The 23,706-nt window shown below is 64.9% G+C and carries 21 protein-coding genes and 1 pseudogene; 9 read left to right on the plus strand and 13 right to left on the minus strand.

Annotated elements, in window-relative coordinates; genetic code table 11:
* Window positions 1-358: 358 nt before the first annotated feature.
* Window positions 359-1,246: an NUDIX hydrolase gene (locus ABI660_RS03025; protein ID WP_348064803.1), complete on the plus strand. Its 888-nt coding sequence runs from the start codon at window positions 359-361 to the stop codon at window positions 1,244-1,246.
* On the opposite strand, the gene ABI660_RS03030 is transcribed toward ABI660_RS03025, so the two are convergent.
* The 5 genes from ABI660_RS03030 to ABI660_RS03050 form a co-directional block, all read right to left on the minus strand.
* Window positions 1,151-2,146 (minus strand): tRNA-dihydrouridine synthase, encoded by a 996-nt coding sequence (locus ABI660_RS03030; RefSeq protein WP_348064851.1) that lies wholly within the window; start codon window positions 2,144-2,146, stop codon window positions 1,151-1,153. The two genes, ABI660_RS03025 and ABI660_RS03030, sit on opposite strands and share 96 nt — an antisense overlap.
* 396 nt (window positions 2,147-2,542) lie before the next feature.
* Window positions 2,543-3,943, minus strand: coding sequence for an efflux transporter outer membrane subunit (locus tag ABI660_RS03035; RefSeq protein WP_348064805.1), 1,401 nt, complete (start codon window positions 3,941-3,943; stop codon window positions 2,543-2,545).
* Window positions 3,944-3,971: 28 nt separating this feature from the next.
* The gene (locus ABI660_RS03040; protein WP_348064807.1) at window positions 3,972-7,214 is read right to left on the minus strand and encodes an efflux RND transporter permease subunit; all 3,243 of its coding nucleotides are present in this window, start codon (window positions 7,212-7,214) and stop codon (window positions 3,972-3,974) included.
* Between the two features lie 142 nt (window positions 7,215-7,356).
* Window positions 7,357-8,586 carry an efflux RND transporter periplasmic adaptor subunit gene (locus ABI660_RS03045; RefSeq protein WP_348064809.1) on the minus strand — a complete coding sequence of 410 codons (1,230 nt, stop codon included), beginning with the start codon at window positions 8,584-8,586 and terminating at the stop codon, window positions 7,357-7,359.
* A gap of 25 nt (window positions 8,587-8,611) precedes the next feature.
* Window positions 8,612-9,490, minus strand: a complete 879-nt coding sequence (locus ABI660_RS03050; protein ID WP_348064811.1) for an alpha/beta hydrolase — start codon at window positions 9,488-9,490, stop codon at window positions 8,612-8,614.
* 174 nt (window positions 9,491-9,664) lie between these two features.
* Between ABI660_RS03050 and ABI660_RS03055 the strand changes: the two genes are divergently transcribed.
* Window positions 9,665-10,645 (plus strand): LysR family transcriptional regulator, encoded by a 981-nt coding sequence (locus ABI660_RS03055; RefSeq protein WP_348064813.1) that lies wholly within the window; start codon window positions 9,665-9,667, stop codon window positions 10,643-10,645.
* A 355-nt stretch (window positions 10,646-11,000) separates the two neighbouring features.
* On the opposite strand, the gene ABI660_RS03060 is transcribed toward ABI660_RS03055, so the two are convergent.
* The 3 genes from ABI660_RS03060 to ABI660_RS03070 all read right to left on the minus strand — a co-directional run bounded on the left by ABI660_RS03060 (window position 11,001) and on the right by ABI660_RS03070 (window position 14,726).
* On the minus strand, window positions 11,001-11,510 hold the full coding sequence (locus tag ABI660_RS03060) for a DUF1993 domain-containing protein (RefSeq protein WP_348064815.1): 510 nt from the start codon (window positions 11,508-11,510) through the stop codon (window positions 11,001-11,003).
* Between the two features lie 43 nt (window positions 11,511-11,553).
* Complete coding sequence (locus tag ABI660_RS03065; RefSeq protein ID WP_348064817.1) at window positions 11,554-13,683, minus strand: adenylate/guanylate cyclase domain-containing protein; 2,130 nt, start codon at window positions 13,681-13,683, stop codon at window positions 11,554-11,556.
* A 113-nt stretch (window positions 13,684-13,796) separates the two neighbouring features.
* Window positions 13,797-14,726: a DUF808 domain-containing protein gene (locus ABI660_RS03070; RefSeq protein ID WP_348064853.1), complete on the minus strand. Its 930-nt coding sequence runs from the start codon at window positions 14,724-14,726 to the stop codon at window positions 13,797-13,799.
* A 113-nt stretch (window positions 14,727-14,839) separates the two neighbouring features.
* Between ABI660_RS03070 and ABI660_RS03075 the strand changes: the two genes are divergently transcribed.
* Window positions 14,840-15,985 (plus strand): metallophosphoesterase, encoded by a 1,146-nt coding sequence (locus tag ABI660_RS03075; protein WP_348064819.1) that lies wholly within the window; start codon window positions 14,840-14,842, stop codon window positions 15,983-15,985.
* A 22-nt stretch (window positions 15,986-16,007) separates the two neighbouring features.
* On the opposite strand, the gene ABI660_RS03080 is transcribed toward ABI660_RS03075, so the two are convergent.
* Complete coding sequence (locus ABI660_RS03080; RefSeq protein WP_348064821.1) at window positions 16,008-16,370, minus strand: hypothetical protein; 363 nt, start codon at window positions 16,368-16,370, stop codon at window positions 16,008-16,010.
* A 177-nt stretch (window positions 16,371-16,547) separates the two neighbouring features.
* Window positions 16,548-17,111, minus strand: coding sequence for a methylated-DNA--[protein]-cysteine S-methyltransferase (locus tag ABI660_RS03085; RefSeq protein WP_348064823.1), 564 nt, complete (start codon window positions 17,109-17,111; stop codon window positions 16,548-16,550).
* 275 nt (window positions 17,112-17,386) lie between these two features.
* Between ABI660_RS03085 and ABI660_RS03090 the strand changes: the two genes are divergently transcribed.
* Window positions 17,387-17,542: a hypothetical protein gene (locus tag ABI660_RS03090; RefSeq protein WP_348064825.1), complete on the plus strand. Its 156-nt coding sequence runs from the start codon at window positions 17,387-17,389 to the stop codon at window positions 17,540-17,542.
* A 17-nt stretch (window positions 17,543-17,559) separates the two neighbouring features.
* On the opposite strand, the gene ABI660_RS03095 is transcribed toward ABI660_RS03090, so the two are convergent.
* A complete protein-coding gene (locus tag ABI660_RS03095; RefSeq protein WP_348064827.1) occupies window positions 17,560-18,078 on the minus strand; it encodes a GNAT family N-acetyltransferase in 519 nt (172 codons plus the stop codon).
* An 85-nt stretch (window positions 18,079-18,163) separates the two neighbouring features.
* A complete protein-coding gene (locus ABI660_RS03100; RefSeq protein ID WP_348064829.1) occupies window positions 18,164-18,925 on the minus strand; it encodes an SDR family oxidoreductase in 762 nt (253 codons plus the stop codon).
* A 102-nt stretch (window positions 18,926-19,027) separates the two neighbouring features.
* On the opposite strand from ABI660_RS03100, the gene ABI660_RS03105 reads away from it, so the two are divergent.
* The 5 genes from ABI660_RS03105 to ABI660_RS03125 all read left to right on the plus strand — a co-directional run bounded on the left by ABI660_RS03105 (window position 19,028) and on the right by ABI660_RS03125 (window position 23,480).
* Window positions 19,028-19,321: a 2Fe-2S iron-sulfur cluster-binding protein gene (locus ABI660_RS03105; RefSeq protein ID WP_348064831.1), complete on the plus strand. Its 294-nt coding sequence runs from the start codon at window positions 19,028-19,030 to the stop codon at window positions 19,319-19,321.
* 147 nt (window positions 19,322-19,468) lie between these two features.
* Entirely contained in the window at window positions 19,469-20,548 is a 1,080-nt protein-coding gene (locus tag ABI660_RS03110) for a M14 family zinc carboxypeptidase (RefSeq protein WP_348064833.1), read from the plus strand.
* Window positions 20,545-21,294, plus strand: a complete 750-nt coding sequence (locus ABI660_RS03115) for an alpha/beta hydrolase (protein WP_348064835.1) — start codon at window positions 20,545-20,547, stop codon at window positions 21,292-21,294. Before ABI660_RS03110 ends, ABI660_RS03115 begins: the two co-directional genes overlap by 4 nt.
* A gap of 168 nt (window positions 21,295-21,462) precedes the next feature.
* The gene (locus ABI660_RS03120; protein WP_348064837.1) at window positions 21,463-22,200 is read left to right on the plus strand and encodes a c-type cytochrome; all 738 of its coding nucleotides are present in this window, start codon (window positions 21,463-21,465) and stop codon (window positions 22,198-22,200) included.
* Window positions 22,197-23,480, plus strand: a complete 1,284-nt coding sequence (locus tag ABI660_RS03125; protein WP_348064839.1) for a cytochrome c — start codon at window positions 22,197-22,199, stop codon at window positions 23,478-23,480. The genes ABI660_RS03120 and ABI660_RS03125 overlap by 4 nt, the downstream gene beginning before the upstream one ends.
* Window positions 23,481-23,496: 16 nt before the next feature.
* Here ABI660_RS03125 and ABI660_RS03130 read toward each other — a convergent pair.
* Window positions 23,497-23,706 (minus strand): annotated as a pseudogene (locus ABI660_RS03130) (hypothetical protein); the annotation flags it as partial.

Consider the following 23,706-nt stretch of genomic DNA (forward strand, 5'->3'; position numbering starts at 1 on the left):
CAATCTAGAACAGTGAAATTCAGCTGCAGGTCGGCCCGGGGCGCGCATAGCTGTAGGACAGGTCCGGTCTGTTGGCACATGCTTACTTCCGCTTGCACGGCGAACAATTGTGTAGCGGCTGATGACGGACAGGGACTACATCAGCCATCACCACCGGCCTGCATCGCAACATGATGCGACTTCAGACACTGTGGCTGTGCCAGCCGGGCTTCCGCGCTACAAAGACAGGTATCCAAGCTCCGCCCTTCGGCGAAACGTCGGAACATTGTCCAGCGGACCCGGCTGCATTTTTTTTGTCCCGTCCAGATTCACCTGGTATGCCGCGAGACTCTGATAGCCTCAATGGCCAGGAGCCATCATGGAATTGAATCTGGAAACCGTTACCACCCCGCCGCGACCGGCAGCCACCGTGGTGCTGCTGCGCGATGCATCTGCAGGCCTGGAGGTGTTCCTCATGAAACGCCACGGCCTGTCGGACGTGCTGGGTGGCGCCTATGTGTTTCCAGGCGGCAAGGTCGATGCGGCGGACGCCGAACTCGACATGGCTGCGCACCTGGACCAGCCGCTGGCCCTGCTGCATGCCGGCCTGAACGAGCCGGAGATTGACCAGCGAACAGCAGGCGCGGTGTATGTGGCGGCCTTGCGCGAAGCCTTTGAAGAATCAGGTGTGCTGTTCGCCGATGGCCAGCTTCCTTCGAGCCTCTCCGGTCTTGCCGACCGCGCGGCAGCGCTGCTGCGCGAAGGTCTGGGATTCAACGCGATGCTGGCGCAGATGGCGCTACGCCTGCGGACGCTGAACATCGTGCCCTGGTCACGCTGGATCACACCCGTCACGCCTTCGGTGACCAACAAGCGTTTCGACACGCGTTTTTTTGTTGCGGCCGTGCCCGACGGTCAGGTGGCCAGTCACGACAACTTTGAAACCACCGAGAGCATCTGGCTGAGCCCGCGCCATGCGCTGCAGCAGTACTGGGACCGGCAGATAGAACTTGCACCGCCGCAGATCATGAGCCTAGCCCACCTGTCGCGCCACGCCGGTGTGGCCAGCGTGCTGGCCGCAGCTCGCGCGCGCCTGCCGCCGGTGATCCAGCCCGAACCCTTTGATCATGAGGGCAACCGGGTGATCTGCTACCCCGGCGATGCCAGACACTCAGTGCGCGAGCAGGCCCTGCCCGGCCCCACACGCCTGAGCTACCGCAACAGACGGTTCGAACCCGACGCCGGCTTCGAGGCCCTGTTCGGCTAGCCAGTGGGTCATGGCCGCCGGCTGATTGACAGTGCGCAGCGCCTGGAAAGCCAGCTCGGCCTCGGGGTAACGGCGTCGCAGGAAGTTGAGCCATTGCTTGAGGCGCCCGGCGCGCGAGTGCGCATCGAGCCGGCTGCAGACCAGCTCCCAGAACTGGGCAAGCAGCGGCAGCATGGCTTCCCATGCATGCCCCGTGTGCTGGTTGCCGCCGCGGATGGCCAGAGCCAGCCCGGGGTCCGCCACCGCGCCGCGGCCCAGCATCAGCATGTCGCAGCCCGAGGCCTGCCGGCACAGGCGTGCATCGTTCACCGTCCAGATCTCGCCGTTGGCTACCACTGGAATGCTGACGGCCGCACGGATATCGGCAATGCGTTCCCAGTAAGCCGGCGGCCGATAGGCCTGCGCCTTGGTGCGCGCGTGCACCACCAGTTCGTCGGCGCCGCTGCCGGCAATCGCTTGCGCGCAGGCAATCGCCTTGCTGTCGTCGTTGAAGCCGAGGCGCATCTTGGCCGATACCGGCATATGCGCGGGCACCGCGTGCCGCACGGCCGCCACAATGGCTGCAATGGTGTCGGGCTCCTCGAGCAGCGCAGCGCCGCCACCGTGGCGGTTGACCACCTTGGCCGGACAGCCGAAATTGAGGTCGATGCCGGCCGGCCCTAGCGTCGCGAGCCGGGCCGCATTTTCTGCGAGACACACCGGATCAGAACCAAGCAGTTGCGCACGCACTGGCACACCGGCCAGCGTGCGCCCGCCGGTGTGCAACTCGGGCACGATGCGCGTGAACACACGCTCCGGCAGGAGCTGGTCGGTGATACGAATGAACTCGGACACGCATCGGTCAATGCCCCCAGCCCGCGTCAGGATGTCGCGCAGCACGAAGTCCAGCAAGCCCTCCATGGGGGCAAGCAGGATGGTCGCGGCTGGAAGAGGAGGATGGGCAGGGGCAGGGGCAGGATTAAACACGATCCAGCTGTTTTAACAGAAGGCTGGAGCTGGCCGGAAGAGCGATTCGCCGTTTTTATGACAAAACAGGCTCCAACCCTTATAGAGCGGGCGCAAGCAGCTATTAATTACATAGCATCAGAGACTACAAAGCCACAAGGCTCAGCAGACCGCAAAACGTTAGAAGCACACTCTTGCCCAGCAGGGGCCGCGGGTCCGGCTCCGCCGGCCCGCAGGCGCCCGTCCCCTGTAAGGGGAAAGGGTGCTACACAAAGTGAGCGCCAATAGGGGTGTGCCTATTTCCCTGCAAGAGGAGAGGAGGCTACACGAAGTGAGCCTCAACAGGGGTGTTCACGTGTTCCAGCCGCCGCCCAAAGCACGTATCAGCCCGACCGTGGCCAGGTATTGCGCGGCACGCACCTGCAAGGCCTGCCGGCGGTTGCGCAGCTCGCTGCGCTGCGCATCGAGCAGCTCCAGCTGGCTGACAAAGCCGTTGCGGTAGCGCGAATCCGACAGCACGGTGGCGCGGCTGCTGGAGGCCACCGAGCGCGATTGCGCTTCGGACTGTTCGGCCAGCAGCCGCAGTGCCGAGAGCTGGTCTTCCACATCCCTGAAGGCCACCAGGATCTGCTCGCGATAACTGGCCAGCGCCATGTCGAGTTCGGCATTGGCGCCTTGCACACCGGCCTCGCGCCGGCCGCCGTCAAAGATCGGCAGCGACAGCAAGGCACCCACGCCCCAGGCACGGGTGGACATCTTCAACAGGTCGCTGATCTCGGGCGCGGCATAACCGCCGCTGGCCGTCAGCGAGAAGACCGGGAACCAGGCGGCCTTGGCCACACCGACACGCGCCTGTGCCGCCTGCATGCTGCTCTGGGCGGCTGACACATCGGGCCGGCGCGCCAGCACCGTGCTGGGCACGCCTGCGGGGATCACCGGCAAGGCAGTGGTCCACTCTGCCGGCGCCACCTGAAAACTGGAAGCGACCTCGCCGACCAGCACAGCCAGCGCATGTTCAAGCCCGGCGCGCTGCCGGTCCAGGGCCAGGGCTTCCGACTCCGTGGAGGCAACTTCGGTGCGCACGCGCGCCACATCAAGCTCCGCCACATCGCCTTCCCTGAAGCGCACTTCGGTCAGGCGCAAGGTATTGCGGTAGGCCTGCAGCGTGTCACGCACCAGTACACGTTCAGTGTCGAGTGCGCGCAGGTTCAGATAAGTCTGGGCCACGTCGGCTTGCACCAGCAGCCGGGTGCTGCGCAGCAGGGCTTCGCGGGACGCGGCATCCAGCGAGGCAGCGTCCGATGCCCCCGACAACCTGCCGAACAGGTCAACTTCGTAGGACAAGTCGGCGCCCACGCTCACCAGGGTTTTGGGCCGGTTGTTGGCGTTGGGATCGGTCTGGCGCACCGCGCCCGCGCCCAGGCCCAGTTGCACTGAACGGTTGGCGTCGGTAGCACCCGCAATCGCGCGGGCCTGTGCGAGGCGCCCGGCGGCCACTTGCACGCTGTTGTTGCTGCGTGTGGCCTGGTCCACCAGTTGGTCCAGCGTGGGATCGGAAAAGACCTTCCACCACTGCGCCTGGAAGGGCGCAGCGGTAGAGACGGCCACGGCCTCGCTTTCGCGAAACAGGGTGGGGGTCACCGGCAATGCGGAAGGATCAATGGGCGTGGGAGCGGTGGCGCAGCCGGCCAGCACCAGCGCTGCAAGCAGCGGTGCCAGTGCGGAACGGGCGGAAAAACGAAGGCGGTTCATGGTGATACTCCTGAAGGGGGACTCATGGTTATTCGTGATGCTTGAGGGCAGAGGCAGGCTGTGCATGCAGCGCCCCAGCACCGCTGGCTGAACTTCCTGCAAAGGCTTCCACATGCGGCACCTCGCCATGCAGCTTGAGCGGGCGGTTGCCGGTGAGGCTGCGCAGCACCACATAAAAGACGGGTGTAAGGAACAGGCCGAAAGCCGTGACGCCAATCATTCCGGAAAACACCGCCACACCCATGGCAGCGCGCATCTCGGCACCCGCGCCGGTGGACAGCACCAAGGGCAGCACGCCCATGATGAAAGCCAGCGAAGTCATCAGGATGGGGCGCAGGCGCAGGCGGCTGGCTTCGATCGCGGCCTGTACCGGCGTGCGCCCGGCAAACTCAAGCTCGCGTGCAAACTCCACGATCAGGATGGCGTTCTTCGCCGACAACCCGACCAGCACCATCAAACCAATCTGCGTGAAAACGTTGTTGTCGCCGCCTGAAAGCCAGACACCAGTCATCGCCGCCAGCAGGCTCATGGGCACGATCAGGATGATGGCGATCGGCAGGGTCAGGCTTTCGTATTGCGCGGCCAGCACCAGAAACACCAGCAGGATGGCCAGCGGGAACACCAGTACCGCCGAATTGCCGGCCAGGATTTCCTGGTAGGTCAGCTCGGTCCACTCGTAGCTGATGCCTTTGGGCAGCGTCTCGGCCGCGATACGCTCAATCGCTTCCTGCGCCTGGCCGGACGAATAGCCCGGCGCCGGCCCGCCGCTGACGTCGGCCGAGAGGTAACCGTTGTAGCGCATCGCACGCTCGGGGCCAAAGCTGGGCTGCACCTTCATCAGCGCTGACAGCGGCACCATCTCGCCGGTGGTCGAGCGCACCTTGAGCAGGCCCACGTCTTCGGCGCGCGCACGATAAGGCGCGTCAGCTTGCACCCGCACGCTGTAGGTGCGGCCGAACTTGTTGAAGTCGTTCGCGTACAGGCTGCCCAGGTAAATCTGCATGGTGTCGAAAATGTCGGTCACCGGCACGTTGAGCTGGCGCGCCTTGGTGCGGTCGATGTCGGCGTACAGCTGCGGCACGTTAACCTGCCAGCTGGTGAAAGTGCCGGCAATCTCGGGCGCCTGCGCCACCTTGGCCAGGAAGGCCTTGACGGCGCCGTCCATGGCGTCGTAGCCGAGCGAAGCGCGGTCTTCCAGCTGCAGCTTGAACCCACCCGTGGTGCCCAGGCCCTCGACCGGCGGCGGCGGGAACATCACGATGAAGGCATCCTGGATGCCCGCGAACGCCCCGTTGAGCTGACCCGCAACGGCGCCGCCGCTCTGGTCGGCCTGCTTGCGTTCTGCAAAAGGCTTGAGCGTGGCAAACACGATGCCGGAGTTCGAACTGTTGGTGAAGCCGTTGATCGACAGGCCGGGGAAGGCAATGGCATCTTCCACATTCGGATTCTTCTTCATGATCTCACCCATGCGCTGGATCACGTCTTCGGTACGGTCCAGCGTGGCGCCGTCAGGCAGCTGGGCAAAACCAATCAGGTACTGCTTGTCCTGCGCCGGCACAAAACCGCCGGGCACCAGCTTGAACACGCCCACCGTCGCGCCGACCAGCACCAGGTACATGACCAGCATCAGGGTCTTGCGCGAGATGGCGCCTTTCACACCGGTGCTGTAGCCGGCTGCGCCGCGGCCGAACAGGCGGTTAAAACCTGCAAAGAAACGGCCAAACACCTTGTCCATGCCGCGCGTCAGGGCGTCTTTCGGCGCATCGTGGCTTTTGAGCAGCAAGGCTGCCAGCGCCGGCGACAGGGTCAGCGAGTTGATGGCCGAGATCACGGTCGAGATCGCAATCGTCACCGCGAACTGGCGATAGAACTGCCCGGTCAGCCCGCTGATGAAGGCCAGCGGCACAAACACCGCCACCAACACCAGCGCAATCGCAATGATGGGCCCGGACACCTCGCGCATCGCGCGGTAGGTCGCTTCGCGCGGGGTAAGCCCGGCCTCGATGTTGCGCTCCACGTTTTCGACCACCACGATGGCGTCGTCCACCACGATGCCGATGGCCAGCACCAGCCCGAACAGGCTGAGCGCATTGATCGAAAAGCCGAGCAAGTGCAGCACGGCGAAAGTGCCGACCACCGACACTGGCACGGCCAGCAGCGGAATGATGGACGCGCGCCAGGTTTGCAGGAACAGAATCACCACCAGCACCACCAACGCGATGGCTTCGAGCAGGGTGGTGATCACCGACTTGATGGAGGCGCGCACAAACTGCGTCGGGTCGTAGGCAATGCGGTACTCCACGCCTTCGGGCATGTTCTTCGCGAGTTCGTCCATGGTCTGGCGCACAGCGCTCGAAATTTCCAGCGAGTTGGAGCCAGGTGCCTGGAACACGCCCATGCCGACGGCAGGCTTGTTGTTCAGCAACGAACGCAAGGCGTACTCGGAGGCGCCCAGTTCCAGGCGGGCGATATCGCGCAGCCGCGTCACCGCGCCATCAGCGCCGGTCTTGACGATGATGTCGCCGAACTCTTCCTCGTTCTGCAGCCGGCCCTGCGCGTTGATCGACAGCTGCATGTCCACGCCGGCCAGGCCCGGCGAGGCGCCAACCACACCGGCGGCCGCCTGCACGTTCTGCCCGCGGATGGCCGCGACCACATCGCTGGCCGACAGGCCGCGCTGCGCGACTTTTTGCGGGTCCAGCCAGACGCGCATCGAGTAATCGCCGCCGCCGAAGATCTGCACCTGGCCCACGCCCTGGATGCGCGCGAGCCTGTCCTTCACATTGAGCACCGCGTAGTTGCGCAGGTAGTTGATGTCGTAGCGATCATTCGGCGAGACCAGGTGCACCACCATCGTGATGTTGGGGGCGCTCTTGACCGTCGTCACGCCCAACCGACGTACTTCTTCGGGCAGGCGCGGCTCGGCCTGCGAGACGCGGTTCTGCACCATCTGCTGTGCCTTGTCGGGGTCGGTGCCGAGCTTGAAGGTCACGGTCAGCGTCATCACGCCGTCGGTGGTGGCCTGGCTGCCCATGTAGAGCATGCCCTCGACGCCGTTGATCGATTCCTCCAGCGGCATGGCCACCGTCTCGGCGATCACCTTGGGATTGGCGCCGGGGTACTGGGCACGCACGACGACGGAAGGCGGTGCGACTTCCGGGTATTCGGAAATCGGCAAGCCGCGCAGAGCCACCAGGCCGGCAATCAGCATCAGCAGCGACAACACGCCGGCAAAAATCGGCCGGTCGATAAAAAATTTGGAGAGATTCATGACAATTCTTCTTGTTCAAATGTCGGGGCCAGGCTTAGAACCTGTTTGCGGCCTAAACGGGGCCGCGTTGGGGTGCAATCGAGATGAGTGGGTCGGCCGGGTCCGCTACATGGGCTCATGCCCATGCAAGGGCGCGGGTGGCTCATGACTTGACCGCGATCTGGACGGGTTTGGCGTTGAGTTCTGCCTTGGCCGACATCTCGACCTGTTGCGGCGCCACCAGTGCACCGGGCCGGACGCGCTGCAGGCCGTTGACGACAATGCGTTCGTTGGCGGCCAGTCCGCCCTTGACCACGCGCAGGCCGTTGACGGAAGCACCCAGCGTGATCTCGCGGTACGCCGCCTTGTTGTCGGCGCCCACCACCATCACAAATTTCTTGTTCTGGTCGGTGCCGACGGCGCGCTCATTGATCAGCAGCGCCGAGCCCTTGCTGGCCTGGCCCATGCGAATGCGCGCAAACTGGCCGGGCATCAGCTGGCCATCCTTGTTGTCGAACACGGCACGTGCGCGCACGGTGCCGCTTTTGGCGTCCACCTGGTTGTCGACGAGTTGCAGCTTGCCTTCAAATGGCGTGTCAGTGCTGGCGGCCGTGCCCATCTGCACGGGAATGCGCTCCAGCTGGCGCCCGCCGGTGCCGCCGGCCTGCACTTCTTTCAGCGCCTTGGCCACCACCTGCTCGTCGGCATCAAAACTGGCGTAAATCGGGCTGACTGACACCAGCGTGGTCAGCACCGGCGCGCCTGGGCCGGCCGCGACCAGGTTGCCAACCGTCACTTCCAGCCTGCCGACGCGGCCGGCCACCGGCGCACGCAGCTGCGTGTAACCCAGGCTCAGCTGCGCCGTCTGCAGGGCCGCCTGCGCCGCACGCAGGTTGGCGTCGGCCTCGCCCTTGCCGTTGGTGCGTTCGTCAAACTCGCGGCGGGAAATCGCCTGCTCGTTCCAGAGGCGCTGCGAGCGCTCGTGTTCTCCCCTGGCCTGCGCCACGCGGGCCTGTGCAGCCGCCACCTGGGCCTCGGCGCGCGCCACCTCGGCGGCATACGGCGCGGGGTCGATGGTCAGCAGCAGCTCGCCTTTTTTGACCAGGGCACCTTCGCGAAAATGCACGGTCTGGATGGTGCCTGCCACACGCGAGCGGATATCCACCCGCTCGACGGCCTCCAGCCGGCCGGAAAACTCTTCCCAGCCCGCCACTTCGCTTTGCACCACGGTGGCCACGGACACGGGCGTCGCGGCCGGCTCGGCCGACCCCTGTGCCTGCGCCCGGGAGCCGGGCAGACCAAAAACGGCGGCGGAAATGCCGGCCAGGGCCAGCACGGCCAGTGTGACGGCCAGGAGGCGTTTTTTGTTGTTGCTTGAACGGATCGACTGCATGGAAATTTCCTCGAAAAATAGGGGTTTAGGAAGTTGTAGAAGGGGAGTGATGCGCGGCCGGCCCGGCCGCCGGACCAGCCAGAAAATCGCGGAACTGCTGTAGCACCACGGGCGCCCAGTCGGACGCGCAGCTGGCGGGGTTCAGGTAACTGCAAGGCCATCCGGTGGGTGCAGCCAAGACGGTGTCATGCGCGACCAGCCCTGCGGCCCGCAGGCGGGCCGCATAAGCCTGCACTTCGTCGCGCAGCGGATCGTCCTGCGCGGTCACCAGCAAGGTGGGCGGCAGACCGGTCAGACGCAAGGCCGCACCGGGGGCAGCGTAGGGGTGCGAGGCATCTTCCATGCGAGCCAGGTAGCCGTGCCAGCCATCGGCCCACTGGCAGCCGACCGGGCCGGCCTTGGCGTCGCGCAGCGAAGCCGTGGCCAGGCAGGGGTCCAGCATGGGCGAGAGCAGGATCTGCCCGGCGAGCGCCGGCTCCTGCCGGTCCCGGGCCATCAGGGACACGGCGGCGGCGATGTTGCCGCCAGCCTCCTCGCCGGCCAGGAACACCGGGGCATCGTGGCCCGCCAGTTTGTGCCTGGCCCTCCAGGCCCACAGCAAGGCGGCGTATACCGTTTCAACAGCCTGCGGAAAAGGATGGGCCGGGGCCAGCGGGTAGTCCAGCGAGATCACCACAGCGCCGGCCTCTGCCAGCAGGCCACTGACGCAGGAACCGCCCTCCAGCGAACCGCCGACAAAAGCCCCGCCATGGAAATGCAACACCAGCGGGGAGACGTGATCGCCCTGCCGGCGGCCATAAAAGCGCGCAGCCAGAGGTTCCCGGCGCGCAAGCGGGATCTGCTTGTCCACGCTGAAGAGCGGGGCATTCGGCGTGCCATGGCTGGCGAGGTGCTGGCTTGTCATCATCTGGGACCGCAAGCGGTTTTGTTGTTGCAATGCAGCAGAAGATAGGCGCTCCAGGACGCTCAATAAAGAGGCATCCTGCATTTACTTTGTTTCAGAAATGGAACAATCACCGCCAAAACCGCCAGCTTTTCCGACTATTCTTCGCATCCCCCAGTGAACAGGATTTTTTGAATGGACAAGTTTTCAGCCATGCAGGCCTTTGTGCGGGTCGTGGAAGCAGGCAACTTCACCAAGGCCGCCGACTCCATCGGCATGCCCAAAGCCACCGTGACGCGGCTGATCCAGACTTTGGAAAAAGAGCTGGATACCAAGCTGCTGAACCGCACCACCCGCAAGGTCACGGTGACGGCCGACGGCGCGGCTTATTACGAGCGCGCCGGCCGCCTGCTTGGCGACATGGAGGAGCTGGAGTCGAGCATGTCGCGGGCGAAAGCCAGCCCGCGCGGCCGGCTCAAGATAGACATTCCCTCCTCGCTTGGCCTGGCCGTCATCATTCCGGCACTGCCCGATTTTTACGCCCGTTATCCCGACATCCAGATCGAGCTGGGGGTGAGTGACCGGCCGGTCGACATCATTGGCGAAAACGTGGACTGTGTGGTGCGCGGCGGCGAGCTGCAGGACCAGTCGCTGGTGGCGCGGCGTATCGGTGAGTTCCACCTCATCACCTGCGCCACGCCGGCCTACCTCAAGCGCCACGGCACACCGCAACACCCGGATGAGCTGGCTAACGGCCACACCCTGGTGCGTTATATCTCGCCGCGCACGGGCCGCCTCTACCCAATGGAGCTGCGCCGGGATGGCGAAGAAGTGCAGGTGAACGGACGCCACATGCTGGCGGTCAATGACTCCAATGCCGGTGTGGTCGCCGCTCTGGCGGGCCTGGGCGTGCTGCAGACGCTCACTTTCCTGGTGCAGCACCACATCAGCAGCGGCGCCCTGGTACCTGTGTGCGGCGGCTGGTGCTCGGAGGCCAAACCCATCCACGTGGTGTACCCGCCCAACCGCCATCTCAGCAACAAGGTGCGGGTGTTTGTGGACTGGGTGGCCGACCTGTTTTCAAAACACGACCTGATCCAGCGCAAGAGCACCCTACCCCTCCCGATGCAACATGCGCCGGCAGCACCATCGCAGCCGGTAGCACTGGTGGCTTGAAGCGCTGCAGGCTGGTCCTACAGCAGACGCGGGCACGTCTTACATGCCGCACTGCACAAGAGGACTAAATTCGTTCCTTCATTGAAGGAGACTCCATGGCCCGGCTTGACGCCCCCCGCAACGCCCGTGATGAGCGCAATGAGCGCGAAACCCGGCCACCGTCCGGACAGGCACAAGAGCCGTCCACGAAGCCTGCCAAGGGTTGGCCTTTTGCTGAAGGCTCACAGAATCATCTGGATGAAACTGCCGCGCCCTGGCCCAGGCCGTCAATCAAGCCGAGTTCCGGCTGGCCGGCACGCAACAAGTAAGCTGGCCAGCCTGGTGCCTGCGTGAACGGCGGGCACCTGCCGCCAGTTCAATAGCTGCCCAGGTAGTCCTTCTTGCCGACTTCCACACCGCTGTGGCGCAGGATGGCATAGGCCGTGGTGGTGTGGAAAAAGAAATGCGGCAAGCCATAGTTCAGCAGGTAGGCCTGGCCGGTGAAGACCTTTTCTTTCGGTGTACCCGCCTGTGTCACGATGCGGCGCTCCTCGCTGCCGTCGATCTGCGCCGCGCCCAGGCTGTCGATGAACGCCAGTGTTTTGGCAATGCGTGCCTGCAGGTCCGCAAAATCCGCTTCCTTGTCTTCAAAGCTGGGGACCTCTACCCCGGCAATGCGGGCCGACACGCTTTTTGCAAAATCGCAAGCCACCTGCACCTGGCGCAGCAAGGCAAACATGTCGGGGTACAGGCGCGCCTGCAGTAGGACGATGGGCTCGATCTTGCGCGCGGCGGCATGCGCCTCGGCCTTGGCCAGAATGCCGGCCAGGCCTCCCAGCATCTGTTTGAAAACGGGAACGGAAGCCTGGTACATCGAAAGCGTCATGATCAATCCTGAAAAAGAAAAAAGAAATTAAACGCCAGGCCGGTCAAACAGCCGGGTCCTGCAAGCTCAGGGACCGACTTGCATGTTGCGGCTGGTGGCACAGCGCCACCATGGCCCGTGACAGCGGATCTGCGGGGTACTCGCGCTGAATTTCAGTATAGCGGTGCAGGGCCGTGGCGATGTCGCCCTGGCTGAAGGCCTGGTAGGCATGTTGCGTCAGCACGCACAGGCGGATCTGCTCGGGCGTGGCCTCGAGTTCGGGATCGCCTCCGCGTATGCCGACCAACTCGTAGATTTCCATGTCGGAGCGCCGGCCCTTGACGGTGACCACATTGATGGGGCGCAGCCACAACTGCTCGCCCGCTTCCTTGAACACCGTCTGGCTGATGCAGACCTGCGTGCCGAACTCCTTGTTCGCACCTTCCAGCCGCGAGGCGAGGTTCACGCCGTCACCCATCACCGTGTAGCTCATGCGTTCGGCTGAACCGATGTTGCCGACCAGAACCGAATCGCTGTGGATGCCGATGCGCACGTTGAGCGGGCGCAGGCCTTCGAGCATCCACTGCTGGTTGAGCTTGCGCATGCTCGCCTGCACGCGCAGGGCAGCCACACACGCGTGGTAGGCGTGGTTTTTGAGAACCGCAGGGGCGCCCCAAAACGCCATCACGCCGTCGCCGATGAACTTGTCGATGGTGCCCTGCTCGTGATTGACCGCCCGCGTCACCGCTTCAAGGTAGGCCGACACCCGCAGCAGCAACTCCTGTGCCGGGCTGGTCTCGGCCAGAGCGGAAAAAGATTCAATATCGGAAAAGAAAATCGTCAGGAAGCGACTGCTGCCGCCCAGCTCCAACCGCTGGTTCGAGCTCAGCAGCTGCTGCACCAGGCCTTTGGGCACAAAGGCCGAAAACGCGTGGATGGTCGAATCCAGCGTGTTCACCGCGTGGATCAGCGAGCTGATTTCCGGGATGCGGGAGTGAATCCGCCGGGAGGGGCTGGAGACGAAATTCTGCACATCAATCACCTTCTTTTCCAGCAGCTCGATGGGCCTGGCAATAAGCATGGACAAAAAGTAGATCAGCAGCACCTGCAGGACCACCGCGATCGCGCCGAAGATTAGCACCTTGCGGTTGTTCTCTGTCCACTTGCGCGAGAAATCGGCCAGCGGCGCGATGATCATGACGCGCCAGGCCTTGCCGACGGTGGGCGGGAATTTCGCAAACATCGCCACGTACTCCCTGCCGCTGTGCGCATCGACAAAGGTGAAACGTTCGCTGTCCTTGTCGGGCCGCGATGCCACGGCCAGCGCCGGCAGTTTGCTCGACAGGCGCGACAGGCTGTTCTGCAGCAGCTTGCCGTCCTCGCGGCGGATCGCCTGGCTCACGTCCGGGTGGGCAATGATGCGGTCATCGTCATCCACGATCAGGCTCAGCGAATTCGGACTGACCGGGCGCGACGCGAGAAAATTGGACAAGCTGTCCAGCGTGATGTCCGCCGCCACCACACCCGCCATTTTGCCGCCGGCAAAAAAAGGCATGGCAATGGTGATGCCGGGCAAGCCGGTGGTTGCAAAGATATAGGGGTCCGACACCGAGAGCCTGCGCCCTGCCGCCACCGAGTCCTTGAACCAGGGACGCACGCGCGGGTCGTAGACGGCCGCCGCCTCGGAGCGGCCCACCGGCTGGCCCTGCGCATCCAAAAACACATAACGGTCCTGCGCTGGGCCGCCGGCCTTGCGGTCCAGCCAGCGCGTGGCCAGCCGTGCCCCCGCGGGCAGGACCTTGTCCTGGATGCGGCCGCCCGGCGGCAGCACCAGGCTCATGCGGAATGAGCCGTCATCAAATGCGACATACACGCTGCTCATGTTGCTGCTGTGCGCCAGCATCTCGGTCATGTAGGCGGCCGCCCGCTCCTGGCGAAAAAACTCGGGTTCGGCTTCCCCCAGGCTGGCCGCCACCTTGACCAGCGACTTGATCGGGTCCACCAATTCGGTCGAACTGGTGATGGTCTCGAACCGTGCTTTTTCTATCAGCTGGTGAGCGGTGTCACGCGCAATGCTGTCATTGGTGGCGTAGTTGATCCAGACAGTGGCGATGAACAGCGGCAATGAGAGAAGCAGGAACAGGACCACGATGCTGGGCCGCAGGCGCAGCGCGAATTTTCCGGAATAAGCCATGATGAGACGTCCTCCTCGCCGCGCGAGCTTGTGTTTTTTTAAGGGGGGAAGCCCGCGTTGCGCGGCCCCGCCTGCCCGCCTGCATTATGGCCATTCCGGCCGGCCGTTCCCGTTCAGGCCGCGGACCGGCCCCGCAAGCGCTGAAACAGCGTGACCCCGCCCAGCACCAACGCACCGGCCACCATGCCCACCAGCGCGTCGGCCAGCAGCGGCGTGACCGCGCCCAGCACACTGCCGGCGCGTGCTGCCAGCGATTCGATGGCATGGTGCAGCGCGGGAACACCGTGCGTCAGGATACCGCCGCCGACCAGGAACATCGCCGCCGTGCCGGCTATCGACAGCCCCTTCATGAGCCAGGGCGCGGCCAGCACGATGCCGCGGCCCAAGCTGCGCTGCAGGCGCACGCTGCCCCCCTCGCCTGCCTGCCGGCTCAGGTACAGGCCCGCATCGTCGAGCTTGACGATCCCGGCGACCAGGCCGTACACACCCGCGGTCATGACGATGGCAATGCCGCTGAGCACGGCCAGCTGCGTGGTGAAAGGACTGGCCTGCACGGTACCCAGAGTAATCGCAATGATTTCTGCCGACAGGATGAAGTCAGTCCGCACCGCGCCCTTGATCTTGTCTTTTTCAAGCTGCATCAGGTCCATCGATGGGTCAGCCAGCGCTTTCACCAGCTCGTCATGGTGCGCGGTATCTTCGGCCCGGCTGTGCAGGAATTTATGTGCGAGCTTTTCGAAACCCTCATAACAGAGGAAAGCACCCCCCATCATCAACAAGGGTGTCACGGCCCAGGGCGCAAAGGCGCTGATGGCCAGTGCCACCGGCACCAGAATCGCCTTGTTCAGCATGGAGCCCTTGGCCACCGCCCATACCACCGGCAGCTCGCGATCAACACGAACGCCGGAGACCTGCTGGGCATTGAGCGCCAGGTCGTCTCCAAGCACCCCGGCCGTTTTTTTGGCGGCCACCTTGGTCAGCAAGGCCACATCGTCCAACACGGTGGCAATGTCGTCGATCAGTGCAAACAGGCTACTGGCCATGAAATCTTCCTCGAAGGCAAAAAGCAAACTCATCATAATGTCGCGCAGCGCGGCCTATTGCATTTGGCCGCGATGCAGCCATCTTCGCAAAGCATTCACTTCCTGGTCTGCCCATGCCGCTGTTGCTTTTTTCGTTTCTCCTGCACGCCTATATCGGCGTGCGCCTGCTGCCATCTTTAAGCAGCTGGCCTCTGGTGCAGGTTCTGCTGGGCCTGCTTCTGCTGGCCTCCACCGTACTAACACCGCTGGGCCTGACCGCCCGGCGCTTCAAGTCGCAGCCGCTGTCGGACCGCATGGCCTGGACCGGCATGCTGTTCATGGGTTTGTTTTCCTCGCTGTTTGTGCTGACACTGCTGCGCGATGCGGCGCTGCTGGCCGGCCTGGGCGTGCTGGCAGTGTCTCCTGCCGCTTTTTCGCTCGATGCCGCGGCCAGCAACTCGGCAGTGGCCGTTCCGCTGGCGGGCCTGTTCATGAGCCTGGTCGGTTTCTTCAATGCCAGGCGCACCGCTGCCGTGGTGCAGGTAGACGTGCCCATTGCCGGACTGCCGGCGGCCCTGCATGGTTTTTCCATCGCGCAGATCAGCGACATCCATGTCGGCCCCACCATCAAGCAGGGTTACCTGCAGGCCATCGTGAGCGCGGTCAATGCGCTGCAGGCGGACATGGTGGCCGTCACCGGCGACCTGGTGGACGGCTCGGTGACCGAGCTGGCTCACCACGTGGCGCCTCTGGCCGGGCTGACATCCACCCACGGCACCTACTTTGTCACCGGCAACCATGAGTACTACTCGGGCGCTCATGCCTGGATTGCGGAGTTGCAGCGCCTGGGCATACGGGTGTTGATGAACGAACATGTGGTACTGCAGCACGGCCGGCTGCCCGCGCAGGAGGCGCTGGTGCTCGCCGGCGTGGCCGACTGGAGCGCCGCGCATTTCGATGCCAGCCACCGCAGCGACCCGCGTGCAGCGCTGGCCGGTGCGCCCGCGGCGGCAGCTGTCAGGCTGCTGCTGGCACACCAGCCGCGTAGCGCAACAGCAGCTGCCGATGCTGGCTTTGATCTGCAGCTGTCCGGCCACACGCATGGCGGACAATTCTGGCCCTGGAATTTTTTCGTGCGTCTCCAACAGCCTTTCACGGCCGGCTTGCACCGGCTGAAAAGCCTCTGGGTTTACACCAGCCGCGGCACCGGCTATTGGGGGCCGCCCAAGCGTTTCGGCGCGCCCTCGGAGATCACGCACCTGCGGCTGGTTCAGGCCTGATCACCTGCAGGCTGCTCGCAAGTCAATAGCGGCTGGCAGTCAGCCGGCCAATAACCAGGCCCGCCAACAGCGCAGCGCCAACAGCCTGGAGCGGGTGGTCCTTGATGTAGGCCTTGGAATAATCCACGGCCTGCAGCGGTGCATCAGTCAGACGGTGTGCCTGGTCACTGAATTTGCCAGCCACGCTATTGGCGCCGTTGGCCAGTTTGTCAACGGTGTTGTGCGCGGCAGTGGCCGCGCGGTTCACCGTACTGCGAGCAGGGTCGGCCACCTTGTCAATCGTGCTGTGAAGCGTGTTGCCGGCTTGCTCGACACCGCGCAGCACGGCATTCTCGGCCGATGAGGAAGTGGAAGTCGGATAGGCGGTGCCGTTGGATTTTTCCATGATGGGATCCTTCAAAAAAATAGGCTATGGGAATGAACGCTGCACCGCCACAAGCCACTGCGGACGACGTGGAGGAGCACACGGTTCACTTTCGCGCAGCGAAGACGGGCCCGCTGTGCGCGCCAGACGGCGCCGGCTGTAGGACAAGGGAGCCAGCAGCCAAGGTGGCGCCGGCGCTCAGTCGAACAGGCCGGGCGTGCCGCGCATTGCGCCTTCGATGATCAGCAGCCTGAGCTTGGTGCGCACGCCACCGCCGGCTGAAAATCCGCCCGGCTTGTCGCCGGATGCCAGCACGCGGTGGCAGGGGACCACCGGCGCAAACGGATTGCGGCCCAGGGCCTGCCCGACCGCGCGCGCCGCACCGGGTTCGCCCAGCTGCGCGGCCATCTCGCCGTAGGTCAGCGTCTGGCCCGGTGCAATGCCGAGCGCCAGCGCATACACGCGTTGGTGAAAGGCCGGCACGCCACGCATGTCGAGCACCAGCGCGCTGAAGTCATGCGCCTGGCCGCGCAGCATGGCTGTGACGCCGCTGACGGCTGCCAGTGCATCACCCACCGGCACGGCTTCCTGCGCGCCGGGAAAACGCTGGCGCATGCGTTCACGTGTCTGCGGCGTGCCGGCCTCGGGCAGCTGCACGCCACAAATGCCGGCCTCGCTCCAGGCGATGGCGCAGGAGCCGATGGTCGTGTCAAACAGCGCGAAGCAGACTGTGCCGCGGGAAGTGTCGGTAGAAGCCGTCATGTCAAAGCCATGCTAATACAACAGCTCCCTGCAGCGTGCCCAGCCCCATTCCGGTGCAAAAGGCTGGCGCCAGATTGCTACCAAATAAATAGCTGCTTGCGCATGTCTGATAAGGGCTGGAGGCCAATATGGTTCATCAACCAGCCTCAACCCGAGGAAGCAGCTGCCTGCACTGTCGGCCTGCACTGACAGCCGGACAGACTCTTTTCCTAAGCATCGGCCGCAGCATGGGGCGCAGCATGGCGCTCTCACCACAGGCCAAGCGGAGCACGACCATGACATCTTTCCTCAGCAGCAACGATGGACGCCGGAACCAGAACAACCCCGAAGAAGCAGCCGGCCTGGAGGAGACCGAGGACTTGCCGCTGTCACCGGAAGAAGACATGCCGGTGATCCCGGACGACGAACGCGTCGTGGACATGCCGTCATGAAGCCGGGGGTCGGGCGCTCAGCCGACTTCGCGCTTGAGGCGGATTTCCTCGAGTTTGACGGAACCGACCAGCACGGTCTTGAGTGAAGTCATTTCGCGCTTAAAGCCGGCCAGCTCATGAAAGCGCAGCGCGCGCTCGTTGCGCACCGGCACCCAGACCGTGACCTTGGTGCAGCCTTCTTCCTTGAGGCCGTCGTTGGCGGCGTCCCAGAGGGCCAAGCCGACACCTTTGTCCCAGTGCGCCGGGTCCACATAAATCGCCCAGATTTCGCCGCAGGTAGACGGTGTTCCCTTGTCGCGCGAGCGGTCAAAGCCGACAAAACCGACGAGGCGATCGCCGTCGGTGGCGACATGCACCTGGGGTTCCATGAACTCGATGGCGTCGCGCCAGAACTGCTGGCGCTTGTCGACCGACAGGGTGCCCAGCTGTTCATCGGGCACCAGGCCCTTGTAGGCGGCGCGGGAGGAAGCGTCGTTGATTTCGGCGATGGCTTTGGCATCGCGCACAGTGGCGGGCCGGACTGAATAACTGGGCATGGAAAAGACGCTCTGAAGAATCGTTGTGTGGGGACCCGGATTGTCGCAGCAAATGCGTTCCGCTTCCCACCCGGCACCACCGGGCTCAGACTGCCGTCAGGCCGCCGTCCACCGTGTGTGCATGCCCGGTGACGAATGACGCAGCGCCCGAGCAGAGCCACAGCACCACGGCCGCCACCTCGTCGACTTCGCCCAGGCGCCCGACCGGGTGCATCTGCGCCGCGGCTGCGCCAATCTTCGGATCGGCCGCGACGGCGCGTTCGTACATGGTCGTTCGAATCACGCCGGGGCACACCGCGTTGACGCGTATGCCCTTGCGCGCGTATTCGATCGCCGCCGATTTTGTCAGGCCCAGCACGGCATGCTTGCTGGCGCTGTAGGCCGCCATCTTGGGCGCACCCACCAAGCCAGCCACCGAGGCCGTGTTGACAATCGCACCGCCGCCCTGCTGCTGCATCTGCGCGAGCTGGTATTTCAGACACAGCCACACGCCCTTGACGTTGATGCCCATGATGCGGTCGAAGGTGGCTTCGCTGCAATCGGCCAGGCGCAGGTGTTCTTCCTCGATGCCGGCATTGTTGAAGGCGCAGTCGAGCCGGCCGTAAGCCGCCACTGTGTGGGCCACCATGGCCTGTACCTGGCTCGCCTGCGTCACGTCGGTGCGGACGAAGCTGGCCTCGCCGCCTGCGGCCTGTACCAGCCGCACGATTTCCTGCCCGGCCTCTGCCGCAATGTCGGCCACCACGACGCGGGCTCCGGCCTGCGCAAACGCGAGAGCGGTTGCGCGCCCTATGCCTGCGCCGCCGCCCGTGACCAGCGCGACCTTGCCCTCGAATGATGTTTGCACCTGATGGATCCTTTGTCTGACATAAAAGCTGTCGTGAAAGGAAAAATCATACGGATTGCCCTGCCAAAACCTGTCTCGCCTGGGACGCCTAAACTCCAGCACATGCCCGCCGCACCCGACGACGATGTTTTCCAGGCCCGCCTCGGCGCCGCGGGCCAGCCTTTTGACGCGCCGGCTTCGCAGCCGCTGCTGCAGTCGGCGCTGGCGGCCGGCATCCCCATGGAGAGTTCCTGCCGCAATGGCACCTGCCGCAGTTGTCTTTGCCTTCTGGCCAGCGGGCAGGTGGTTTACCGCATTGAATGGCCGGGCCTGAGCGCAGAGGAAAAAACCGAAGGCTTCATCCTGCCCTGCGTGGCCTACCCCCGGTCCGACCTGGTGATGGCGGCGCCGGACTGACCGGGTCGCAAAACTAGATATCAAAACAGCCTCCAGCCCAGCAGTTTCGGGCGCAAGCAGCTATGCTTTTCATAGCGACCTCAAAATAAGCCCGAACACACGGCGACGGCACATCGTTTTGTCAAACATCTGTGCAAGGATGGAGACATGGACTTTCTGCCCCCGCCTATTGGCGGTTTTGACCTCTCCCATCTGGCCAGCACCCCGGACGGTAGCGCGACCTTCGCCGAACATGAAGAGCTCAAGGCCATTCTGCTGGCGGGAAACACGCACTTCGACATTCAGAGCGCGGGCGACATCGCCACGCGCGGGCCATCTTTTCCGCTCTACACCGCCAGCATCGGCGCCAGCGATCCGCGGGCACCAGCGGTCGGCTTCTTTGGCGGCATCCATGGGCTGGAGCGCATAGGCTCGCAGCTGATCCTGGCTTACATGCGTGCGCTGCTGTTCCGCCTGGAGTGGGACGAACTGCTGCATCGGCAGTTGCAAAAAGTGCGGCTGGTGTTCATGCCCATCGTGAACCCGGGCGGCATGTGGGCACACAAACGCGCCAACCCGCGCGGCGTGGACCTGATGCGCAATGCACCGCAAAGAGCCGAGAGCCGTGTGCCCTTCCTCGCCGGCGGGCAGACCTTCGGCCCGCTGCTGCCCTGGTATTGCGGCCGGCCCGGCGCGCCCATGGAAACCGAAAGCGCGGCCCTGCTGCGGGTGGTGCAGGAGCAACTCGCCAGCCGCCCCTTCAGCCTCGCGCTGGACTGCCACTCGGGCTACGGCTTTGACGACAGCATCTGGTTTCCCTATGCCAAAACACGCCGGCTGATGGCGCACCTGCCCGAAATGTTTGCGCTCAGGACCATGCTCGAACAATCGCATCCGCACCATGACTACAGCTTCGAACCGCAAAGCAACCAGTACCTGCTGCACGGCGACCTCTGGGACCACGCCTACGACAAAACGCCAGCCGGCCATGTGTTCCTGCCGATGACGCTGGAGCTCGGCTCCTGGCTGTGGATTCGCAAAAATCCGCGCCAGCTTTTTTCGCGGCACGGCATGTTCAACCCGATCAAGGCGCACCGCGTCAAACGCGTGCTGCGCCGGCATGCGGACCTGCTGGACTTTCTGACACGCGCCGCCTTCGCCGCACCAAGCTGGCTGCCCGGAGGCGAGCGGCGCGCACAGCTCACGCAACTGGCCATGGCGCACTGGCGGCCCAGACGCGCGCCATGAGCTGGGTGCTGCTGCGGGGGCTGACCCGGGAAGCGCGGCACTGGGACGCGCTGCCCGACCGGCTCGCCCGCACGCTGGAAAGCGGGCAGGTCGTGACGCTGGACTTGCCCGGCAACGGCGTGTTCCACGACCAGTTGTCGCCCGCCTCCGTACGCGGCATGGTGGACTTTGCGCGCCACCGGCTGCAACACCAGGGCATTCCCCCGCCCTGGAACCTGCTGGCCATGTCACTGGGCGGCATGATGGCTGCCGACTGGGCGCAGCGCTACCCCGAGGAGGTTGCGCGCCTCGTCCTCATCAACACCAGCATGCGCCCTTTCAACAGCCTCACCGAACGGCTGCGTCCCGCCAGCTGGCCGCAGTTGGCCACGCTGGCCGCGCGTTGGCACGATGCGCCCCGCGCCGAACGCGCCATTCACCGGCTGACCTGCCAGGAGACCGCTTTGCGCGAGGCCGATATCGCGGCATGGGTTCACATCCGGCACACGGCCCCGGTGAGCCTGGCCAATGCCGGCCGCCAGCTGGCAGCGGCCGCACGGTTTTCCTGTGCGCGGCAAGCCCCACCCTGCCCCGTGCTGGTGTTGTCGTCCAGCGCCGACCGGCTGGTGGATCCGCGCTGTTCGCAGCGCCTGGCCGCCGCCTGGCAGGCAAGCCACCAGATCCACCCTTGGGCCGGCCACGATCTGCCGCACGATGACGCCGGCTGGGTCTGCCGGCGCATCGCTCGCTGGCTCGCGAGAATCTGAGGCCGCTCTCTTTTTGATAGCTGTTTGCGCCTGCTGCACAAGGGCTTGAGTGGTTTTTCCTATTGAAAGCACGAGGACGGCGCGAGACATGCGGTCGCCGGGCGGCGCCGGTGGCAAGTCGGAGGACAATTCAGGCTTTCCATCCCAAGCCAGCCGACCATTCCCGCCATGAAAACGCCCAGTCGCGCCAGCCTGTCCCGACTGCTGGCCGCTGCCCTATGGCTGTCTGCAGCGGCAGCAGGCGCGGCCCCTTTTGAAGACACCATCGCCCAGCGCACCATGGCCTGCACTGCCTGCCACGGCGCGCAGGGCCGCGCCGGACCCGACGGCTACTACCCGCGCCTGGCCGGCAAACCCGCAGGCTACCTGTACAACCAGCTGCTCAATTTCCGCGAGGGACGGCGCCACTACGCGCTGATGACGCAGCTGGTCGATCCGCTATCCGATGCCTACCTGATGGAAATCGCGAGCTATTTTTCGGCCCTGGACCTCCCCTACCCCCCGCCGGCTGCGCCGGCTGTTTCGCCCGAGGTGTTGCAGCGCGGGAAGGCGCTGGTCATGCAAGGTGATGCCGCGCGTCGCCTGCCGGCCTGTGTCTCCTGCCACGGCCAGGCCATGACGGGTGTGGCGCCGCACATTCCCGGCCTGATGGGCCTGCCGCGCGATTACCTGAACGCGCAGCTCGGCGCCTGGCGCACCGGGCAACGGCGCGCCCACGCGCCGGACTGCATGGCAAACATCGTGGCCCAAATGAGTTCCGACGACATCAACGCCGCCACCAGCTGGCTTGCGGCCCAGCCCTTGCCGGCCAGCAGCAAACCGGCTGCCAGCTTGCCGGCCGCCGCAGCAGGCCAGGGTGTCCCGGCTTGCGGCACTGCTGCAGCGCCACCGGGCCGACAGCCATGAAGCGGCTGCGCACCTGGCTCGTGGTGGGCGTCGTGCTGGCGCTGGTGCTGACCCTCACGGTCTGGCAGCTCAACCTGCGGGACGAGCCTGATGTCACAGCGGCTGTGGCCACCACGGCCGCTTCGCCGGCGCTTCTCGAACGCGGCGCCTACCTCGCACGCGCCGGCAACTGCATGAGCTGCCACACCACGCGCGGTGGCAGCCCGTATGCGGGCGGACGCGGCATCGCCACACCGTTCGGCACGGTTTTCTCCAGCAACCTGACACCAGACACACGGTCGGGCATCGGCAGTTGGTCCGCCAGCCACTTCTGGCGCGCCATGCACAACGGCCGTTCGAAAGACGGCCGCCTGCTGTACCCGGCCTTTCCCTACACCAGTTACACGGAGGTCACGCGCGAAGACTCGGATGCGCTTTACGCCTACCTGCAGAGCTTGCCCGCCGCGGCGCAGCCCAACACGCCCCACGCCCTGCGCTGGCCTTTCAACACGCAGGCCGCACTAGCGGCGTGGCGTGCGCTCTACTTCAACCCCGGGCGGTATGCGACCGACGCGACACAGACGGCCGAATGGAACCGGGGGGCCTACCTGGTGCGCGGCCTGGGCCATTGCAGCGCCTGCCACAGCGCACGCAATGCGCTCGGCGCCAGCAGCACACCGCTGGACCTGGCCGGCGGCCTGATCCCGATGCAGAACTGGTACGCGCCTTCGCTGACCTCACCGTCCGAGGCCGGCGTCGCCGACTGGCAGCCGGAACACATCGCCGCCCTGCTCAAGACCGGCGTGTCGCCCCGCGGCTCGGTGCTCGGGCCTATGGCGGAAGTGGTGCTACACAGCACCCAGCATATGAGCGATGCAGACCTGCGCGCCATGGCTGTCTTTCTGAAAGCCCTGCCGCCCACCGCAGTGCCCAGCCCCACGCCTGTTGGAGCCGGCGATACCCCGGCCGCGCGCGCCGGCGCCAAACTTTATGAACAGCATTGCGCTCAATGCCACGGCGAGCAAGGCCGCGGCGTGCCGGGCGCCTACCCGCCGCTGGCCGGCAACCGCGCCCTGACCATGGCGTCCAGCGCCAACCTCGTGCAGGTCGTGCTCAATGGCGGCTACGCCCCGGCGACAGCCGGCAACCCGCGCCCCTTCGGCATGCCGCCGTTTGTGCTGGTGCTCAACGACAACGAACTCGCATCACTGCTGACTTACCTGCGCAGCGCCTGGGGCCACCAGGCGAGCGCAGTGACGCCGACCGAGATCCATCGCATACGGGGTGAGAACCAGCGGTGAGGGTTGACTACCTAACCTAGCTACCTAGCTGCATTTTTACCTGCTCGATTTTCAGTAGTACCTCCAGCAGGCCGGGGGTAGCCCGGCGGCTACTCACTTTCTTTTGCTCGCCAAAAGAAAGTAAGCAAAGAAAAGGCGACCCTGCTGTCTGCGACCCCTGCGCTGCGCTCCGGGGCAGCCTGCGGTGCTCGGTCCAGCCGGGGTCGAGCTCGAACTCGCTACGCTC

The organism is Polaromonas sp., from assembly GCF_039930745.1.
Lineage (GTDB): Bacteria > Pseudomonadota > Gammaproteobacteria > Burkholderiales > Burkholderiaceae_C > Polaromonas.

Excerpts from the sequence above, each read along its gene's own strand:
- ABI660_RS03120 (WP_348064837.1), top strand. The coding sequence starts at position 21,463 with ATGAAAACGCCCAGTCGCGCCAGCCTGTCCCGACTGCTGGCCGCTGCC.
- ABI660_RS03095 (WP_348064827.1), bottom strand. The coding sequence starts at position 18,078 with ATGCCCAGTTATTCAGTCCGGCCCGCCACTGTGCGCGATGCCAAAGCC.
- ABI660_RS03085 (WP_348064823.1), bottom strand. The coding sequence starts at position 17,111 with ATGACGGCTTCTACCGACACTTCCCGCGGCACAGTCTGCTTCGCGCTG.
- ABI660_RS03040 (WP_348064807.1), bottom strand. The coding sequence starts at position 7,214 with ATGAATCTCTCCAAATTTTTTATCGACCGGCCGATTTTTGCCGGCGTG.
- ABI660_RS03045 (WP_348064809.1), bottom strand. The coding sequence starts at position 8,586 with ATGCAGTCGATCCGTTCAAGCAACAACAAAAAACGCCTCCTGGCCGTC.
- ABI660_RS03110 (WP_348064833.1), top strand. The coding sequence starts at position 19,469 with ATGGACTTTCTGCCCCCGCCTATTGGCGGTTTTGACCTCTCCCATCTG.
- ABI660_RS03060 (WP_348064815.1), bottom strand. The coding sequence starts at position 11,510 with ATGACGCTTTCGATGTACCAGGCTTCCGTTCCCGTTTTCAAACAGATG.
- ABI660_RS03035 (WP_348064805.1), bottom strand. The coding sequence starts at position 3,943 with ATGAACCGCCTTCGTTTTTCCGCCCGTTCCGCACTGGCACCGCTGCTT.
- ABI660_RS03125 (WP_348064839.1), top strand. The coding sequence starts at position 22,197 with ATGAAGCGGCTGCGCACCTGGCTCGTGGTGGGCGTCGTGCTGGCGCTG.
- ABI660_RS03055 (WP_348064813.1), top strand. The coding sequence starts at position 9,665 with ATGGACAAGTTTTCAGCCATGCAGGCCTTTGTGCGGGTCGTGGAAGCA.
- ABI660_RS03115 (WP_348064835.1), top strand. The coding sequence starts at position 20,545 with ATGAGCTGGGTGCTGCTGCGGGGGCTGACCCGGGAAGCGCGGCACTGG.
- ABI660_RS03025 (WP_348064803.1), top strand. The coding sequence starts at position 359 with ATGGAATTGAATCTGGAAACCGTTACCACCCCGCCGCGACCGGCAGCC.
- ABI660_RS03075 (WP_348064819.1), top strand. The coding sequence starts at position 14,840 with ATGCCGCTGTTGCTTTTTTCGTTTCTCCTGCACGCCTATATCGGCGTG.
- ABI660_RS03090 (WP_348064825.1), top strand. The coding sequence starts at position 17,387 with ATGACATCTTTCCTCAGCAGCAACGATGGACGCCGGAACCAGAACAAC.
- ABI660_RS03030 (WP_348064851.1), bottom strand. The coding sequence starts at position 2,146 with ATGGAGGGCTTGCTGGACTTCGTGCTGCGCGACATCCTGACGCGGGCT.
- ABI660_RS03065 (WP_348064817.1), bottom strand. The coding sequence starts at position 13,683 with ATGGCTTATTCCGGAAAATTCGCGCTGCGCCTGCGGCCCAGCATCGTG.
- ABI660_RS03105 (WP_348064831.1), top strand. The coding sequence starts at position 19,028 with ATGCCCGCCGCACCCGACGACGATGTTTTCCAGGCCCGCCTCGGCGCC.
- ABI660_RS03080 (WP_348064821.1), bottom strand. The coding sequence starts at position 16,370 with ATGGAAAAATCCAACGGCACCGCCTATCCGACTTCCACTTCCTCATCG.
- ABI660_RS03070 (WP_348064853.1), bottom strand. The coding sequence starts at position 14,726 with ATGGCCAGTAGCCTGTTTGCACTGATCGACGACATTGCCACCGTGTTG.
- ABI660_RS03050 (WP_348064811.1), bottom strand. The coding sequence starts at position 9,490 with ATGACAAGCCAGCACCTCGCCAGCCATGGCACGCCGAATGCCCCGCTC.